This window comes from Marinitoga sp. 1155 (assembly GCF_001021175.1).
Lineage (GTDB): Bacteria > Thermotogota > Thermotogae > Petrotogales > Petrotogaceae > Marinitoga.
The window spans coordinates 56,674-73,415 of the sequence record NZ_AZAX01000008.1; the positions used below are offsets into that span (position 1 = coordinate 56,674).

The window sequence follows — 16,742 nt, forward strand, 5'->3', positions numbered from 1 at the left end:
TTGTTTCATTAGTGTTTAAAAATAAAGAATTTTTTGGTGGCAAATAATTAAGACTTAATTAATGTGGTAAAATATATATAGAAAGGGATGAAAGGAGTATTGAAATGATAATAGTAGATAAGATAAAAGATGATAAAAAAGCTGAAGAGTTTTTAATGGAGATTGGTGTTTTAAAATTAAAAAAAGAATGTCCATATTGTGGTTGCAAAGAAATTTATTCAATTAGAAGAAATCATTTTAAGTGCAAATCATGTAGAAGAGAATGGTCTAAATATAATGAGAGTATTTTTAAAGATATAAGAATAAAGCCTTTGAAATTTATAAAAATAATACATGAACTTGCTAAAGGGAAGATGCTAAAAAGAATCTCTGAAGATCTAAAAGTTTCATATAACACTGTTTTGAAGATCAGGAAACTGCTTTTAAAAAGATTTATAAAGAAAATTTTTGGGATAGACAAAGTCAAAGAAAAATTTTCAATTGGTATAAGATTTAAAAATAATGATATTGAGTTAAAATATATAGAAGAGTTGTATATAGAAGAATTAGAAAATATAACCAATGAAAAACTCGGAAGATTGTATATATTCAAAAATATACATGGATATGATTTATATATAGTTTTCTCTGAAAAGGTTATTAAAAGTCTGGAAAAGAAATCAAAAAAAATAAATCTTAAAGAAGCGAGAAAAGAATTGCGTAATTATATCAAGCATTTTTCAGAAAAAATTTTACGTGGAAAAATTTCTAATAGACACACATTGCTTTTTACCCTCGCTCAATCATATGTCATTCAAACTTCTGGAAGTGAAAATCTTTTTTTGATTTTTATGGAATTACTAAAATCAAATGAAGAGATTCCAGAATAACTGGAACCTTTAAATATAGTCTTCAAATGATATAAAAATTATTTATGGACATAATATTATATTTCTCCACCATATGCAATCTGCACAGGATGGTGTATTTCCCCAGCAATCCTGTTCTGTTGATTCGACAAATTGACATCCGTTTTTTAAATCACAATCTGTGCAAGAGGGGAAAAGTGCATTTTTTACTTTATACCTAAACCAGGAATAATCTTTTGATATCCAGATATTCGAAAGTTTTTCCTTTAAAATATTTCCAAAAGAATAAGATTTTATTTCTTTTTTTTGACCGTATACATATTCTATGCCATCATGTAAAAATCTATAGCAAGGCACAACTTCCCCGTCCCATCTGATAACAGTTGAATTATTCTCTATAAAATTACAATGTCTTTCAGTTTTTAATCTAAAATTAGGAATTATTGCACTAACTTTTGCTGTTACAGCATCTGAAATTTGTTTTCTTAACCTTATATCTTTTTCCTTATCATCCTCTTTATACAATTCTAAGCCAAGAAAATGTTCATATACAGGAAGTATGTTTGAAATTACCACTTTTCTAATACCATATGGCAAAAGCGCTTGAATGATACCTTTAAAATCATTATAATTTTTTTCAGTTAATACAGTTTCTATTGATAATGCTGGTTTTCCTGTTCCCTGCATTTTTTTTATGTTATCAATTTTTTCAAGTAATTTTCTAACGTATTTAAAACTCGGATGACCTACATCACCCGTTTCAACAGAAATTATTATTTCATCTACTTTTAAATTTATTAATTTCACTAACTGCCAATCATTCAAAAAATATCCATTGGTTGTTATTGTTAACATATATCCAGCATCTTTTACCTTTTTTACCATATAAAAAAAATGTGGGTTCATTGTACATTCCCCAATACCTCCAAAAACAACATGATCAACATCAGAAAAATCTTTTAAATCGTTCATAACTTTTTCAAAAATATTCTTTGTCATAATCCCTTCTGAGTCAGTAAACGTATTTTTAAAACACATAGGACAATCAAGATTGCATCTGGATGAAAGTTCTAAATATATTTTTTTCAAGTTTAATTTTGGTTTTAAAATTAATTGAGCAGAACTCATTTCAAAAATATACTCTTTTTTCACTTTTCCATCTCCTACTATTTTAAACTATAGAATTCACAAATCTCATCTTTATAAAGTCCTTCTTTGCCAAGGGGAATCCTTATAATTCCATCTGACATTCTAAAAGGAGAAGCTATGCCAGATTCACCAAGAATAGGATGAGCTATAAATTCGTTTTCTCTATTTTCTAGTTTCGCAAAAATAAATCTTTCTCTACCTTGAACAGATGGAACATTCGTAGAAACTCTAACATAATTTGAAATTTGCGGTAAATATTCTTTATATCCAATTATCTTTTTCAATATTGGAAATAAAAATAAATATGAACTTACAATAAATGATGTTGGATTTCCTGGAAGACCTAAAATAACTTTTTCATCTGTTTTTCCAAAAATAACAGGTTTACCCGGTTTTACCTGAACACCATTATAAAATACTTCACCAAAATATTCTATTGTAGATAAAGAATAATCTCTTGCTCCTAATGAACTTCCACCAGAAATTACCACAACATCTCCATTTTCAAGTCCCCAGTTGACAGCTTCTTTAAATTCATCCGGATTATCTTTTACTAATTTATACCTTTTTGCCTGATATCCCTTACTTGTTAACCATGCCATTAATGTGTAAGAATTTCCATCTCTTATTTGAGTTTTTTTTCTAGAAACTGATGGTTCTACAACTTCATCACCAGTTGGCACAATACATACTATGGGTTTTTTATAAACTTTTATTTTTGTTATTCCTAAACTCATTAAATTGTGAACATGTCCAATATTAATTATTTCACCTTTTGAAATTATAATATTACCCTTTTTTACGTCTTCGTCTTTTTTTAAAATATTTTCTCCAGGAGCTACAGATTTATATATTTCAACTCTTTTTCCAATTTGATTCGTATTTTCAACCATAACACATGCATTTGCCCCTTTGGGCAACATACCTCCTGTTGGAATTTTCACGCATTCTCCGGATTTTATCTCTTCACTATACTCTTCACCCATAAAAACCTCTCCAACAACCCTTAAAAACGCAGGATTGCCGTCACTTGCGCCAAATGTATCTTCTGCAAATACTGCATATCCATCTATTGTTGATTTATCAAATCCAGGCAAGTTTTCTGGAGAATATATATCATCTGCACTTGCAAATCCTATTGTGTCTTCTGTATTTAATTCAAAAGTTTCCTCATAAAAATTCAATTTAGATATGAAATTTTCATATATTTCTGTTCTTGGAACAAACTTCTGGAATCTTTTTTTCATGAAATTACCTCCTCAATAATTTTCAAATAAAGGAATAGATTTTCACCAAATTTTTTTTAAAGATACAATCATTTATCTTAATTCTTTATATGAAATAAAAATACTTCTATTTTGAATTATATCATTTTTCATTTTTTTTACAAAATCCTGTATTTTTTCTCACGAAAATTAAAATAAAAATAAAGTTTATTTTTTTGTCATTTTATTGTATAATTAAAAATAAAAAGATTTTTTCAGGGGGTGGAATTTTGAAAAGACGTTTTTATTTAAATAAAAAGGATTTAGAAGAAGCTATTAGCATTTATTTTAAGGAATTAAAATATTATTTTTCAAATGATGATGTAGAAATTATACATTCAAGAAATGCATTTAATAGAGTTACAGGGAAACCAATTTTTGCAAATGAAAATGTACCATCATACAATAGTAGCGCAATGGATGGTGTAGCTGTTATAAGTAAAAAAACATATGGTGCAACAGAATCAAATCCAATAATTTTAGAAAAAGGAAAGGATTTTGAATACATAAATACAGGTTTTCCAATAATCCGGCCATATGACGCAGTGATAATGATTGAAAATGTTGAAATTTTAGATGAAACCAGAATTAAAATACGAAACAGTGTTTTTCCGTATAAAGATGTAAGAAAAGTAGGAGAAGATATTTGTGTTGGTGAAATGCTGTTTCCAAGATATCATACACTAACAGAATCTGATATTTCATTCCTCCTAATGGCTAAAGTTTTTGAAGTACCTGTGATAAAAAAATTAAAAGTTTTACTTATTCCAACAGGAAATGAAATTGTTGAACCAGAGAAAAAAACAGAAGAGTTTCAAATACCAGAAACTAATTCATTAATGATAAAAAATTATATAGAAAAATTCAATGCAGAGGTTGATGTCAATGAAATTTTGCCAGATGATTTCGAAATTATCAAAAATACTATTATTTCAAAAATTGAAAATTACGATTTGATATTGTTAAATGCAGGTTCTTCTGCAGGTTCAAAGGATTTTACATATTATGCGATAAATGAAGCTGGCAGAGTTATTATACATGGATTAAATATTAAACCTGGAAAACCTGCTATTTTAGGAATAATAAAAGAAAAACCCATAATTGGTCTTCCAGGTTTTCCTGTTTCGTGTAATATAATTTTAGAAGATATAATAAAACCATTGATATTAAAAAAGTCCAAAATGGAAATTTATTATGATAATCAGTTTGTAAATGGAATTTCAGGAAAAAGAATACATTCATCAATTACAGAAAAAGAATATTTGAGAGTTGGGATTGGAAAGGTTAAAAATAAATATGTAGCAATACCTTTAAAAAGAGGAGCGGCTAATATTTCTGCTGTTTCTAAACAAGATGGAATCGTTTATATAGATAAAGGTATAGAAGTTTTAGAGGATGGCGAAAAAGTAAAAATACAATTAAAAAGAGAAAAAAAATTAATAGACAAAAATATTTTAATTATAGGAAGTCATGATTTATTAATAGATTTACTGGCTGATTTTGTAAAAATATATGATAAAGAAATAAATATTGTTTCTGCCAACGTAGGAAGTCTGGGTGGGATAATATCAATAGCGAAGGGATATGCGCATCTTGCAGGAATGCATTTACTTGATCCAGAAACGGGAAAATATAATATCAGTTATATAAAAGATTATTTAGATAAATTTACACTGGTAAATTTATCATACAGAGAACAGGGATTTATTGTTCAAAAAGATAATCCAAAAAATATTAAGAATTTTGAAGATCTAACAAAAAATGGAATCAGGTATATAAACAGGCAAAAGACAGCCGGCACACGAATTTTGTTGGATTATTATCTGGGAAAAAATAACATCTCTCCAGAAAATATACACGGTTATGCTGACGAAGAATATTCTCATGTAAATCTTGCCTTAAAAATCAAAAAAAATATGGCTGATGTTGGTTTGGGAATTAGAGCTGCAGCTAAAATATATGATCTGGATTTCATTCCTGTGGCTTTAGAAAGATATGATTTATTAATTCACGAATCATTTTTGAATGATGAAAGATATAATCTTATAATGAAAATAATCACTTCAGAAGAATTTAAAAAAGAAGCAGAAAAACTTGGTGGATATATATTGAAAAATACAGGAGAAATATTATAAATACGTTTTTCAAAAAATTAAATTTTAATTGATTAATTATTAATTTTTGTGATAAAATATTATTGGGCAATACCCCTTCCGAGCCTTTATACCTAAAGCATATGCCATGGTAAAAGGCCAATGGGTATAACTGGAAACGGTTATGCCTCCCGTGTTTGGAAAGGAAGGAGAATAAAAAGGAGGGGTAAAATGTCTTTTAATGGCAAAATTTTAAGAGTTAATTTAACAGAAGGAAGTGTGAAAGTTGAGGAGTTGCCTAAAGATGCAGAGTTATATTTAGGTGGAAGAGGTCTTGCAACAAAAATGTTTTATGATGAAGTAGGCCCGGAAATCGATCCTCTTTCACCTGAAAACAAGCTATTTTTTGCTACAGGACCATTAACAGGAACAGCAGCACCTACTGGGGGAAGATACATGGTTGTAACAAAAGGTCCGTTAACAGGGACTATTGCATCAAGCAACTCAGGAGGGTATTTTGGGGCTGAATTAAAGTTTGCAGGTTATGACATGATAATTGTTGAGGGAAAATCTGAGAAGCCCGTTTATTTATCAATTAATAATGAACATGCAGAAATTAAAGATGCAGAACATTTATGGGGAAAGGATGTATTTGAAACTACTGATAAAATGTTGGAAGAATTTGGCGACAAAAAGGCAAGAGTTGCCTGCATTGGACCGGCTGGAGAAAAATTGGTAAAATTTGCTGCAATAATGAATGATAAACATAGAGCAGCCGGAAGAACTGGCGTTGGTGCTGTAATGGGAAGTAAGAATTTAAAAGGTATTGTTGTTAGAGGAAAAAATAGACCATCTGTAAAAGATCCTGCCAGATTTATGGAAGTAGTAAAAGAAAAAGTAAAGAAACTTAAAGAAAATGGTATTACAGGTGAGGGATTACCAAAATTAGGAACTAAAGTTTTGGATAATATAATAAATCAAAACGGACTTTATCCAACAAATAATTTTCAAGATTCTGTATTTGAACTTACAGATGAAATTTCAGGTGAAGCATTAGTTGAAAAAGGCTATTTAATTAAAAATATGCCATGTTTTGGCTGTCCAATAGCCTGTGGAAGAAGAGTTACATTACCTAATGGAATCGAAACTGAAGGCCCCGAATACGAAACAGGTTGGGCCTTTGGTGCGGATTGTGGAGTTTCAGATTTAATTGCTATCGTAGAAGCAAATCATCTATGTAATCAATATGGTTTAGATACAATATCTGCTGGAGCTACAATTGCCTGTGCTATGGAAATGTATGAAAAAGGTATTATTAAAAAAGAAGAGTTGAATAATGGACCAGAATTAAAATTTGGAAGTTCCGAAGCGATAGTATTTTACACAAAACAAATTGGTATGCGTGAAGGTATCGGAGATAAATTGGCTGAAGGATCATATAGATTCGCTGAAAGTTATGGTCATCCAGAATTTTCAATGACAGTTAAAAAACAGGAAATACCTGCATATGATCCAAGAGGGGCTCAAGGACATGGATTAGAATATGCAACAAGTAATAGAGGAGGATGTCATGTAAGAGGATATATGATTTCTCCGGAAATATTGGGAGCACCAGAAAAGTTAGATCCACAAGTGCTCGATGGGAAGGCTGCATGGGTTAAGGCTTTTCAGGATTTAACTGCAGTAATAGATGCTGGAGGGTTATGTTTATTTACATCATTTGCACTTGGAGCAGACGACTACAGAGATTTAATAAATGCTGCTTTAGGCTGGGATTTATCAACGGAAGAATTATTAAAAATAGGTGAAAGAATATGGAATTTAGAAAGAAAATTTAATCTGGAAGCTGGTATAGATCCATCACAAGACACATTACCAAAGAGATTACTTAAAGAACCGGTAAAAGAAGGTCCAAATAAAGGTCAGGTAGTTCATCTAGAACAATTATTGCCAAAATATTATGAAATTAGAGGTTGGAATAAAGAAGGAAAACCAACAGAAGAAAAACTTAAGGAGTTAAAAATAATATGAAAGTAGAAATCAAATTTTTTGCTACTCTGAGATTATATCTCGGAGTAGCTTCTTTGACTTTAAATTTGGATAAACCAATTATAGTAGACGAATTAATAAATATACTTGTTGAAAAATTTAATGATAAAAAGGTTAGAGAATATTTAGTAGAAGGTAAAAAAATAAAAACTGGAACAATGATCTTAATAAATGGGAAAAACATATTGCATATTAACGGATTAAACACAGTAGTAGAAGAAGGTGAGATTTCAATATTTCCTCCAGCAGGTGGGGGATAATATTGTTATGACAATGGTGGCATAATATAGTTATAATTTCAAAATGCAAAAACATAAAAGCAGCTTTATTTTACGCTAAAAAAACTATAAACGTAATTATAAGCTAACCGGGGTTTCCCCAGGTTAGCTATTTTATTATTTATTATGAATATGCTGTTAAGTTGAGTAACCCATGACCGGATAGCGTAAATACTATAACTTTTTTCTAAAGCTTCACTTATAGCTATTCCAAGACTACCTGGATTTTCTTTATCTATATCTAACATTTTTTTACCAAAATTAGTATCTAAACTCTGGCTTGGTGTTACCTTACCTCCAAAAAGATTTATGAGATGTTTTCTCATCTGATATTATCCCTTTTTTTCCACTCTTTTTGGAAGAGAGCCTTAATTATATTTCATTCTAAAAAAATTATATTTAAATAACAAATGTTATTTAATTTTCTCAATACGTTTAGAAATATTTGGTTTTATGAATAATCTTACTAGTTCAGTAATAAAAATAAGTACTACTATAAAATGTTTCCAGATAAGAAAATATGTAATGCTAAAAAAAACAATAAGATAGAAAAAATTTATTATATTACTTTTTTGATTATATTTACTTTTTATCAAAGAAAAAATAATATAAGAAAAAATTAACAATACAGAAGATATCAAATAATTTACTGTATTTTGTCTTATTATAAAATTATCTGATATCTTTGATAATAATAAAAATATATAAGGATATAATCCTAATATTATTGTAATAACTATTTTTTTAGCCATTCTACAACATCAACTCCTATAGCTCCTTGAATTGCTCCTATAGCAATACCGGGTACTATACCAGGTCCCCCACTAGCAGCTGCTCCCCAAAGACCACCAACTATAGCACCGGCTGCTGCGCCATATGCAGTTTCTTTCCATCCTTCAATGCCTTTTTGGTTAAATTCTTCAATTTTTTGAGCACCATATTAAAATTATACTAAATCTTCATTTTAAAATTTTATTCACAAGTATTATATATAAAAAAAAAAGAAAAGTCAATACAAATAAAAAAATTTACAGTATATTTTCAATAATTAAATTGATAATTAATATATCAGGTGATCAAATTTATACTGGAAAATCTTGAAAAACCAGTTATAAGTGAGGATGAAAAAATGAGTGATCTATTAAAAGAAAAAGATTATACCAACTGGTTAAGAGATTTAAAGAAAAAATTAAGGGAAAACCAGCTAAAAGCAGCAGTTAAAGCTAATTCAAAACTGTTTAATTTCTATTGGGAACTCGGAAAAGAAATAGTTGAAAAACAAAAAAGCAAAATGGGGAGATAAATTAATAGATAAGTTAAGCAAAGATTTAATTTCTGAATTTCCTGATGTAAAAGCTTTTTCACGTAGAAATTTAATGTATATTCAAAAGCGGTATTTATTTTATTCTGGAGATAAAAAATTAGTGCAACAAGCTGTTGCACTAATTACAAAAATTCCATGGGAACATAATCTTGCAATAATTTCAAAATATAAAAATCCAAAAGAAGCTCTATTTATATGTAAACAAGGTTATAGAAAACGGATAGTCAAGAAATGTCTTGACTCATCAAATAGAAGCGATTTATATAAAAGATCAGGAAAAGCAATTACAAATTCTGAAATAACCTTACCTTTAATCCAATCTGATCTTGCTAAATAAACGTTAAAAAACCAATATTGTTATGAAACATAAGAATATAGCTATTGAAATTCTTAAAAAATTGATAAATGATGAAATAAAGGTGAAAATTAGAAAAAATCTTGTAAAAAGCAAATCATTAGAGGAAATGCTTAAAAATTCTATAAAAAGGTATCATAATAATATTTTAACAGCGGTAGAGGTAATTGAAGAATTAATTGATATTGTAAACACAGTTATAAACTAACCGGGGCAAAAAAAAGCTCCGGTTAGTTTGTTTTGTAAACGATGAAATAATTATTTTTATTCTTAATTTTACTTAAACAACATACAAAAATTACACGAAAATTAAATTTGTAATGTTTTCGAAACTTTTAATTCCGATGAAAATGGTAGAATTTAAATGGAAATAAAATTAAAATCATTACAAAAAAGAAGGAGAAACAATGAAATTATATATAATCGAATCAAAAAATACAAATGTTTATTATAACTTGGCTATTGAAGAATATTTAATAAACAATACCAACAACAATATTTTTATTTTCTTTTGGAAAAGTAAGAATTCTGTGGTTATAGGAAAACATCAGAATCCTTGGAAAGAAATTAATTTTAATTTTGAATTGGTAAAAAATGGAGAAATCAAAATTGCCAGAAGAATTTCTGGTGGAGGAACAGTTTTTCATGATTTTGGGAATTTAAATTATTCTTTTGTTTCGCCCAAAAATTATTTAAATAGCCAGGAAATATTTGAAATTATAATAGAAACACTTAAAAACATGGATATAGATGTGGAAAAAAATTATAAAAACGACCTGATATATAAAGATTACAAATTTTCAGGTAGTGCTTTTTCAATAAAAAAAGATAAATTTTTGCATCATGGAACATTATTAATTGATTCGAATCTTGAGTTTTTAAATAAGGTCTTGGGAAAAAACGAGAAAATCGAAACGAAAGCTACAGAATCTAAACCTTCTAAGGTAATAAATCTTAAAGAAATTAATTATTGTATAAACGAAGAAATGATAAAAAACAATATTATAAGAGAAACATCAAAATATCTAAGATTAACAACTATTAAAGTTTCTACAAAATATTTTAGAGATGAAAGTTTAATAGAAAAACACAAATCATGGGAATGGGTATATGGAAATACACCTAAATTTATTTTTAAATTTGAAGATAATGAATTTAATGTTGAAAATGGTTATATAACATATATTAATTCAAAAAAATTAAAAAATCCATTGAAGTTTGATTTGATGAATTTTGAAAATTTAAATTACCAAAAAGTTTAGGAGGCGCTTATTATGGATAAAAAAGAAGTTATGAAAAAATTAGGAAAATTTCTTGCTGAAACAAAAACCGGTGTTTTAGGATGGGTTAATAAAGACGGTTATCCAGAGTTGAGATGGATGTCACCATGCTTGATGCCTTATAACACAGACTGTACTTACGCAATCACATTAGAAGATTTTCCAAAAGTAAATGATCTAAAAAATAATGGTAAAGTTCAATGGTTAATTCAAAACAAAAGTCTAACAGAGGTTATAAATATTTATGGAAAAATAAACATCATTGAAGATGCTCTGTTTAAATCAGAAGTTTTAGAAAATTTATCCTCAAATTTAGTAGCTATATGGAAATTAGAAGATGATGCGGAATTTGTTGTATTAGAAACAATAATAGAAGAAATCGTATATTACGACACAATGAAAGGAATAAAGGAAAGAATTAATTTTAGGGAGGAATAATTATGAAAGATTTAAAAAATTACGATACCAAATTACTTAAAGATTTATTATTTAAAATGCTTTTAATAAGAAGATTTGAAGAAAAAGCTGCTCAGGCATATGGATTAAAAAAAATAGGTGGATTTTTACACCTATATATAGGTGAAGAAGCTGTAGCAGTTGGTTCAATTTCAAATTTAGATATGACAAAAGACTATGTTGCCGCAGCATATAGAGATCATGGACATGCATTAGCAACAGGTTTAGATCCAAATTCTTTAATGGCAGAACTATATGGAAAAATAACTGGTTGTTCAAAAGGGAAAGGTGGATCGATGCATTTTTTTGATTATAAAAAACATTTCTTTGGCGGAAATGGAATCGTAGGTGCTCAAATACCTGTAGCTACAGGTATTGGTTTAAAAATAAAATACAATAAGGAAGATGGTGTTGTATTGTGTTACTTTGGTGATGGTGCAATTCACCAGGGAGCTTTCCATGAAAGTTTGAATTTAGCAAAAATATGGAATTTACCTGTTGTGTATATCTGTGAAAATAACCATTACGGAATGGGAACTGATTATAGGAGAGTTTCAGCAATAGATGATTTTTCAATAATGGCCGATTCATATGCAATGAATGGAAAACAAGTAAATGGAATGAATGTTTTAGAAGTTTACGAAGCAACTAAAGAAGCTATTGAAATAGCAAAAAATGGAACTCCAGTTTTACTTGAAGCTAAAACATACAGGTTTAAAGGTCATTCAATGAGTGATCCTGCAAAATATAGAACAAAAGAAGAACTTGAAAAATATAAGCAAAAAGATCCAATAATAAGTTTTAAAGAGTTATTGAAAGAAAATAATATTATTAGTGAAGAAGACTTTCTTGAAATGGACAAACAATGCAAAAAGATTGCAAAAGATGCTGCTAAATTTGCAGAAGAAAGTCCTGAACCGGATTTAGATGAATTATATACGGATATTTACGCTTAAAAGGGAGTGAGAAAGATGCCAATTATTACTATGAGAGAAGCCATTAGGCAAGCTATGGATGAGGAAATGTCAAGGGATGAAAATGTAATTTTAATGGGCGAAGAAGTCGCGCAATATAACGGAGCATATAAAGTTAGTCAAGGACTATATGATAAATATGGTGAGGAAAGAGTTATAGATACCCCTATTACAGAAAGCGGATTTGCTGGTGTCGGAATTGGTGCTGCTATGGCAGGGTTAAGGCCTATTGTTGAATTTATGACATTTAATTTCGCGCTTCAAGCCTTTGACCAGATTGTAAATAATGCTGCAAAAATGCGATATATGTCAGGCGGTCAATTCAAGGTTCCGATAGTCTTCAGAGGACCTAATGGACCTGCAGAATATTTAGCTTCCCAGCATTCGCAGGCTACACAAACTTTTTTTGCACACGTGCCAGGTTTAAAGGTTGTAGCTCCAGCTACACCATATGATGCAAAAGGTCTTTTAAAAACAGCAATAAGAGATGATAATCCAGTTATATTTTTAGAAGGGGAATTAATGTACTCCTGGGAAGGTGAAGTTCCTGAAGAAGAATATACAATAGAATTTGGAAAAGCAGATATAAAACGAGAAGGAAAAGATGTAACTATAATTACCTATTCTAAACCTTTAAAAGTAGTATTAGAAAGCGCAAAAGAACTTGAAAAAGATGGTATTGATGTCGAAGTGCTAGATCTAAGAAGTATAAGACCTCTAGATGAAGAAACATTATTAAATTCTGTAAAGAAAACAAATAGATGCGTAATTGTCGATGAATCGTGGCCATTTGTAAGTGTTGCTTCTCATGTTGGATGGCTAATTTCAAATAAAACATTTGATTACTTAGACGCACCAGTTGAATTGGTGACAAATGAAGATGTACCTATGCCTTATAACCACAAATTAGAATTAGCAGCACAACCATCTGTTGATAAAATAATAAAAGCTGTTAAAAAAGTTTTGTACATTTAGGAGGACGATATTATGGCTGAAAAATTACTAATGATTGCCTTATCTCCCACAATGGAAAAAGGCACTATCGTAAAATGGGTAAAAAAAGAAAATGAATCTTTCACAGAAGGAGATGTTCTCTGTGAAGTTGAAACAGATAAAACAACAATGGAATATGAAGCAACAGAAGAGGGAACATTATTAAAAATACTTGTTCCTGAAGGTGAAAAGGCTGCTGTTGGTGACCCTATAGCAATATTTGGTGAACCTGGAGAAGATATTTCTAGTTTATTAAATGAAAATATTGAAAAAGTGAAAAGTGAAGAGATAAGAAGTGAAACAACAGAAAGAAAAACTGGTGGAGAAATTGAAAATATTAAAGCTAAAGAAGCTGAATTTGAAAGTATTTCAGACAGAATTAAAATATCGCCTTTAGCAAAAAAAATAGCATTAATGAAAAACATTGATATAACAAGAATAAAAGGAACTGGTCCAGGAGGAAGAATAATAAAAAGAGATGTTGAAGGTTATAGCACTGCAACAGTTTCTCAAGCAACAATGCTGCAAGATAAACTTATCTATGTTGAGACAAGTGATGAAGATAGAATAATTCCATTATCAGACAAACGCAGAATTATTGGTGAAAGATTGTCACAATCAAAATACACATCACCACATTTTTACTTAACTGTTAGCGTAAATATGGAAAATATAATGGAAAATAGAAAGACGATAAACAACAAATTGAACGATAAAATATCAATGAATACATTTTTGATAAAAATAATTGCCAATACATTGAGAAAGCACAGAAGAATAAATTCAACTTTGCTAAATGACAAAATAATTGAATTTGGTAGAATTGACATTGCTTTAGCGGTAGCTCAGGAAAATGGATTAATTACACCTATTGTAAGAAATGCTGATAAAAAAGGAATTCTACAGATAGAAAATGAGTTAAGAGAATTAATAGAAAAAGCAAAAAATAATAAATTGGAACCAGAAGAATATACAAATGCAACATTTACAATTAGTAATCTTGGGTCATTTGGAGTAGATGAATTCACAGCGATAATCAATCCACCAGCTTCAGCAATACTTGCTATTGGAATGATAAAAAAGATACCTATTGTCGAAAATGATGAAATAATTATTAAACCAATGATGAAAATGACTTTATCTTCAGACCATAGAGTAATAGATGGCGCAGTTGCTGCTATATTTATGAAAGATTTAAAAGAAACTTTAGAAAATCCAATATTAGCAATACTTTGAGGTGATAATATGAAATATGATTTAATTATTTTAGGTTCAGGTCCAGGTGGTTATGTTGCTGCAATTAGAGCTGCACAACTCGGATTAAAGACTGCAATAATAGAAAAAGATAAAGTTGGTGGTGTTTGTTTAAATATAGGTTGTATACCATCTAAATCTTTAATACATCAAGCTGAAACTTTTTCAAGAATAAAAGAATTAGAATATATGGGAATAAAAGTTAATAAAAGTGAGTTTAACTATAAAAAAATATTTGAAAAATCAAGAAAAGCGGCAGATACGCTTTCAAAAGGTGTTCAGTATTTACTAAAGAAAAACAAAATCGATTTAATTTCAGGCGAAGGTAAGTTATTAAATAAAAATGAAATAATAGTAAATGATAAAGATATATACACATCAAAATTCATTTTACTTGCAACGGGTTCAAAACCCAAATCTATCCCTGGATTTGAAATAGATGAAGTGCAAATATTAAGTTCAAATGGTGCTTTAATGTTAGAGAATTTACCTAAATCAATAGCTATTATAGGCAGTGGAGTAATTGGAATTGAATTTGGTTATATAATGAACTCTTTTGGAGTTGAAGTTCATATAATAGAAATTTTAGACAGAATTTTACCAACTGAAGATTTAGAAATAGCAGAATTCCTTGAAAAAGTATATAAAAAAAGAAATATAAAAATCCACAAATCTACAAAGTCAAGAATAATAGAAAAAACAAAAAACGAAATTACATTAGAATTAGAAAGAAAAGATAGAAAAAATATTATTAATGTTGAAAAAATACTTATAGCCGTTGGCAGAGAACCAAATACCAAAAACATTGGTCTTGAAAAAAATGGTATTGAAACAGAAAAAGGTTTTGTTAAAGTTAGAGAGTATTACAAAACAAATGCAGATAACATTTATGCAATTGGCGATATTGTAAAAACACCACAATTAGCTCATGTTGCTTCAAAAGAGGGTGAAATTGTTGTAGAACATATTGCTGGACATAGTACAGAAAAATTTGTAGATATTCACAAAATCCCATCTGCTATATATTCAGAACCTCAGATAGCAAGTCTTGGTTATACCGAAGAATTGTTAAGAGAAAAAAATATTCAATATAACAAATTTTCTTTCCCATACAGAGGCGTTGGAAAATCTGTTGCAATAGAAAAATCAGAAGGATTTATTAAAATATTAACAGACAAAGAAACTAATGAAATTTTAGGAGCTCATATAATAGGTGCTGAAGCTACAGAATTAATTCATGAAGTATTGTTAGCTAAAAATTCTGAATTGTTACCTGAAGATATATCCAAAATGATACACGCACACCCCACACTCTCCGAAGGTATTATGGAGGCATTTAGAGGAATAGAAGGTTGGGCAATTCACATTTAATCTGCAATTTTAAAATGACGTCCACAATTTTTGTAGACGTCATTTTATTATCAAAACATTTCTTTTGTCAGCTTTCTTTGGAAAGAGACCCTTTTTTGTACATTTTTATTTTCCCTTATTGTTTTAATCTTCGATTCATCCATGTGAAAATATAAATAAATAAACTTATTATTAGGTATAACAAAAACAATTCGTATATTAAATATTTATTTGTTGTAGAATCAATTTTCAAAATGAAATTCAAAAAAATAAATCCCAAAGAAAAGAGAGATATAGCTATTGTACTCTTATATATTGAAATAATAAAATAACTTATTAAAATTAAAAATATTACGTATAATGATAAAATTTTCGTAACTCCAAATATTGTGAATTCAAAAAATAGGCCAGTAACAATTAATACAATTCCTAGTAAAATTCAAGTAAAATTACAATCAATTTTTCTTTTCCTAAATTCAATAAATTTACATAATTATTTTATCACCTGATATATTTTTATGGTTAAGTTTTTGTTTAATGTATTGATGCAATTTTATATTCTTGCTATTATTTGATGTTAATGATTAATTGGTTTTATAGTTTTTTATAATAAAATAATCTCTTTTGAGGTTATTTTATTAATTCCCATAACCTTTCTTCATTTTCTTTTGTTGTTTTTTTGAGTATTTCCTCTGTTTTTCTGTTTTTTCTATTTCACTTACGTCATGACTGGCTAATATTATCGTTTTCCCTTTTTGCGATAATTCTTCCATTATTTCATATATTTTTATTAAGGTTTAGTCTATTTTTCATCCAAATTAAGAATTAAATCCACATTTTTTACTTATATTAAAAGCCCTGAAAACCTTTTTTACGCGATTTTTTTTCTAAAATTTTGAATGTAATAATTCCGCTTATTAAATATACTATCGATATTATAGTCAATATTATATATTCTGAATTAATCTCTAAATTTGTATTTGTATTCATTAATAAATGTCTCATTAAGTCTAATCCCCAACTAAATGGGAAAAGATAAGAAAAAATTTTTAAAAAATTTGGTAAAACAGTTAT

Annotated in this window: 17 protein-coding genes, 2 pseudogenes and 1 riboswitch; of the genes and pseudogenes, 13 read left to right on the forward strand and 6 right to left on the reverse strand. The window is 28.6% G+C overall.

Annotated features, from left to right (window positions below):
• Positions 1-104 precede the first annotated feature (104 nt).
• A complete protein-coding gene (locus tag X274_RS03905; protein WP_047265500.1) occupies positions 105-869 on the forward strand; it encodes a transposase in 765 nt (254 codons plus the stop codon).
• A 42-nt stretch (positions 870-911) separates the two neighbouring features.
• On the opposite strand, the gene X274_RS03910 is transcribed toward X274_RS03905, so the two are convergent.
• Positions 912-2,000 (reverse strand): tungsten cofactor oxidoreductase radical SAM maturase, encoded by a 1,089-nt coding sequence (locus tag X274_RS03910; protein ID WP_047265501.1) that lies wholly within the window; start codon positions 1,998-2,000, stop codon positions 912-914.
• 14 nt (positions 2,001-2,014) lie between these two features.
• Positions 2,015-3,244: a molybdopterin molybdotransferase MoeA gene (locus X274_RS03915; RefSeq protein ID WP_047265502.1), complete on the reverse strand. Its 1,230-nt coding sequence runs from the start codon at positions 3,242-3,244 to the stop codon at positions 2,015-2,017.
• A 248-nt stretch (positions 3,245-3,492) separates the two neighbouring features.
• Here X274_RS03915 and X274_RS03920 point away from each other — a divergent pair, with 248 nt between their 5' ends.
• The 3 genes from X274_RS03920 (at position 3,493) to X274_RS03930 (ending at position 7,664) form a co-directional block, all read left to right on the forward strand.
• A complete protein-coding gene (locus X274_RS03920) occupies positions 3,493-5,397 on the forward strand; it encodes a molybdopterin biosynthesis protein (protein WP_047265503.1) in 1,905 nt (634 codons plus the stop codon).
• 64 nt (positions 5,398-5,461) lie between these two features.
• A riboswitch (molybdenum cofactor riboswitch) is annotated at positions 5,462-5,579 on the forward strand.
• 7 nt (positions 5,580-5,586) lie between these two features.
• Entirely contained in the window at positions 5,587-7,386 is a 1,800-nt protein-coding gene (locus tag X274_RS03925) for an aldehyde ferredoxin oxidoreductase family protein (protein ID WP_047265504.1), read from the forward strand.
• On the forward strand, positions 7,383-7,664 hold the full coding sequence (locus tag X274_RS03930) for a MoaD family protein (protein ID WP_047265505.1): 282 nt from the start codon (positions 7,383-7,385) through the stop codon (positions 7,662-7,664). Before X274_RS03925 ends, X274_RS03930 begins: the two co-directional genes overlap by 4 nt.
• A gap of 65 nt (positions 7,665-7,729) precedes the next feature.
• Here the strand turns inward: X274_RS03930 and X274_RS12230 are convergent, their stop codons facing one another.
• Together X274_RS12230 and X274_RS03940 are read right to left on the reverse strand one after the other, a co-directional pair.
• Positions 7,730-8,008, reverse strand: coding sequence for a hypothetical protein (locus tag X274_RS12230; RefSeq protein WP_047265506.1), 279 nt, complete (start codon positions 8,006-8,008; stop codon positions 7,730-7,732).
• A gap of 87 nt (positions 8,009-8,095) precedes the next feature.
• A complete protein-coding gene (locus X274_RS03940; RefSeq protein ID WP_047265507.1) occupies positions 8,096-8,434 on the reverse strand; it encodes a hypothetical protein in 339 nt (112 codons plus the stop codon).
• 320 nt (positions 8,435-8,754) lie between these two features.
• On the opposite strand from X274_RS03940, the gene X274_RS11955 reads away from it, so the two are divergent.
• From X274_RS11955 to lpdA, 9 genes and pseudogenes are all read left to right on the forward strand, one after another.
• Positions 8,755-8,985, forward strand: a complete 231-nt coding sequence (locus X274_RS11955) for a DUF1016 family protein (RefSeq protein WP_156166130.1) — start codon at positions 8,755-8,757, stop codon at positions 8,983-8,985.
• Positions 8,954-9,343: a DUF1016 N-terminal domain-containing protein gene (locus X274_RS03945; protein ID WP_052913163.1), complete on the forward strand. Its 390-nt coding sequence runs from the start codon at positions 8,954-8,956 to the stop codon at positions 9,341-9,343. Before X274_RS11955 ends, X274_RS03945 begins: the two co-directional genes overlap by 32 nt.
• A gap of 22 nt (positions 9,344-9,365) precedes the next feature.
• Positions 9,366-9,548 (forward strand): annotated as a pseudogene (locus tag X274_RS03950) (type I restriction enzyme endonuclease domain-containing protein); the annotation flags it as partial.
• A gap of 220 nt (positions 9,549-9,768) precedes the next feature.
• Entirely contained in the window at positions 9,769-10,623 is an 855-nt protein-coding gene (locus X274_RS03955; protein ID WP_052913164.1) for a lipoate--protein ligase family protein, read from the forward strand.
• Positions 10,624-10,635: 12 nt separating this feature from the next.
• Positions 10,636-11,079, forward strand: a complete 444-nt coding sequence (locus tag X274_RS03960) for a pyridoxamine 5'-phosphate oxidase family protein (RefSeq protein ID WP_052913165.1) — start codon at positions 10,636-10,638, stop codon at positions 11,077-11,079.
• A 2-nt stretch (positions 11,080-11,081) separates the two neighbouring features.
• On the forward strand, positions 11,082-12,053 hold the full coding sequence (gene pdhA / locus X274_RS03965; protein ID WP_047265509.1) for a pyruvate dehydrogenase (acetyl-transferring) E1 component subunit alpha: 972 nt from the start codon (positions 11,082-11,084) through the stop codon (positions 12,051-12,053).
• 15 nt (positions 12,054-12,068) lie between these two features.
• Positions 12,069-13,046 carry a pyruvate dehydrogenase complex E1 component subunit beta gene (locus X274_RS03970; protein WP_047265510.1) on the forward strand — a complete coding sequence of 326 codons (978 nt, stop codon included), beginning with the start codon at positions 12,069-12,071 and terminating at the stop codon, positions 13,044-13,046.
• A 12-nt stretch (positions 13,047-13,058) separates the two neighbouring features.
• Positions 13,059-14,300: a dihydrolipoamide acetyltransferase family protein gene (locus X274_RS03975; RefSeq protein WP_047265511.1), complete on the forward strand. Its 1,242-nt coding sequence runs from the start codon at positions 13,059-13,061 to the stop codon at positions 14,298-14,300.
• 9 nt (positions 14,301-14,309) lie between these two features.
• A complete protein-coding gene (gene lpdA / locus X274_RS03980) occupies positions 14,310-15,689 on the forward strand; it encodes a dihydrolipoyl dehydrogenase (RefSeq protein WP_047265512.1) in 1,380 nt (459 codons plus the stop codon).
• Between the two features lie 617 nt (positions 15,690-16,306).
• Here the strand turns inward: lpdA and X274_RS12280 are convergent.
• Positions 16,307-16,441, reverse strand: a complete 135-nt coding sequence (locus X274_RS12280) for a hypothetical protein (RefSeq protein WP_255350144.1) — start codon at positions 16,439-16,441, stop codon at positions 16,307-16,309.
• A 76-nt stretch (positions 16,442-16,517) separates the two neighbouring features.
• A pseudogene (locus X274_RS11960) lies at positions 16,518-16,742 on the reverse strand (ABC transporter permease); the annotation flags it as partial.

Bases quoted from the DNA above. Each gene is read 5' to 3' on its own strand.
- X274_RS03905 (WP_047265500.1), top strand. From the start codon at position 105: ATGATAATAGTAGATAAGATAAAAGATGATAAAAAAGCTGAAGAGTTT.
- X274_RS03915 (WP_047265502.1), bottom strand. From the start codon at position 3,244: ATGAAAAAAAGATTCCAGAAGTTTGTTCCAAGAACAGAAATATATGAA.
- X274_RS03925 (WP_047265504.1), top strand. From the start codon at position 5,587: ATGTCTTTTAATGGCAAAATTTTAAGAGTTAATTTAACAGAAGGAAGT.
- X274_RS03930 (WP_047265505.1), top strand. From the start codon at position 7,383: ATGAAAGTAGAAATCAAATTTTTTGCTACTCTGAGATTATATCTCGGA.
- X274_RS12230 (WP_047265506.1), bottom strand. From the start codon at position 8,008: ATGAGAAAACATCTCATAAATCTTTTTGGAGGTAAGGTAACACCAAGC.
- X274_RS03940 (WP_047265507.1), bottom strand. From the start codon at position 8,434: ATGGCTAAAAAAATAGTTATTACAATAATATTAGGATTATATCCTTAT.
- X274_RS03955 (WP_052913164.1), top strand. From the start codon at position 9,769: ATGAAATTATATATAATCGAATCAAAAAATACAAATGTTTATTATAAC.
- X274_RS03960 (WP_052913165.1), top strand. From the start codon at position 10,636: ATGGATAAAAAAGAAGTTATGAAAAAATTAGGAAAATTTCTTGCTGAA.
- pdhA (WP_047265509.1), top strand. From the start codon at position 11,082: ATGAAAGATTTAAAAAATTACGATACCAAATTACTTAAAGATTTATTA.
- X274_RS03970 (WP_047265510.1), top strand. From the start codon at position 12,069: ATGCCAATTATTACTATGAGAGAAGCCATTAGGCAAGCTATGGATGAG.
- X274_RS03975 (WP_047265511.1), top strand. From the start codon at position 13,059: ATGGCTGAAAAATTACTAATGATTGCCTTATCTCCCACAATGGAAAAA.
- lpdA (WP_047265512.1), top strand. From the start codon at position 14,310: ATGAAATATGATTTAATTATTTTAGGTTCAGGTCCAGGTGGTTATGTT.
- X274_RS12280 (WP_255350144.1), bottom strand. From the start codon at position 16,441: ATGGAAGAATTATCGCAAAAAGGGAAAACGATAATATTAGCCAGTCAT.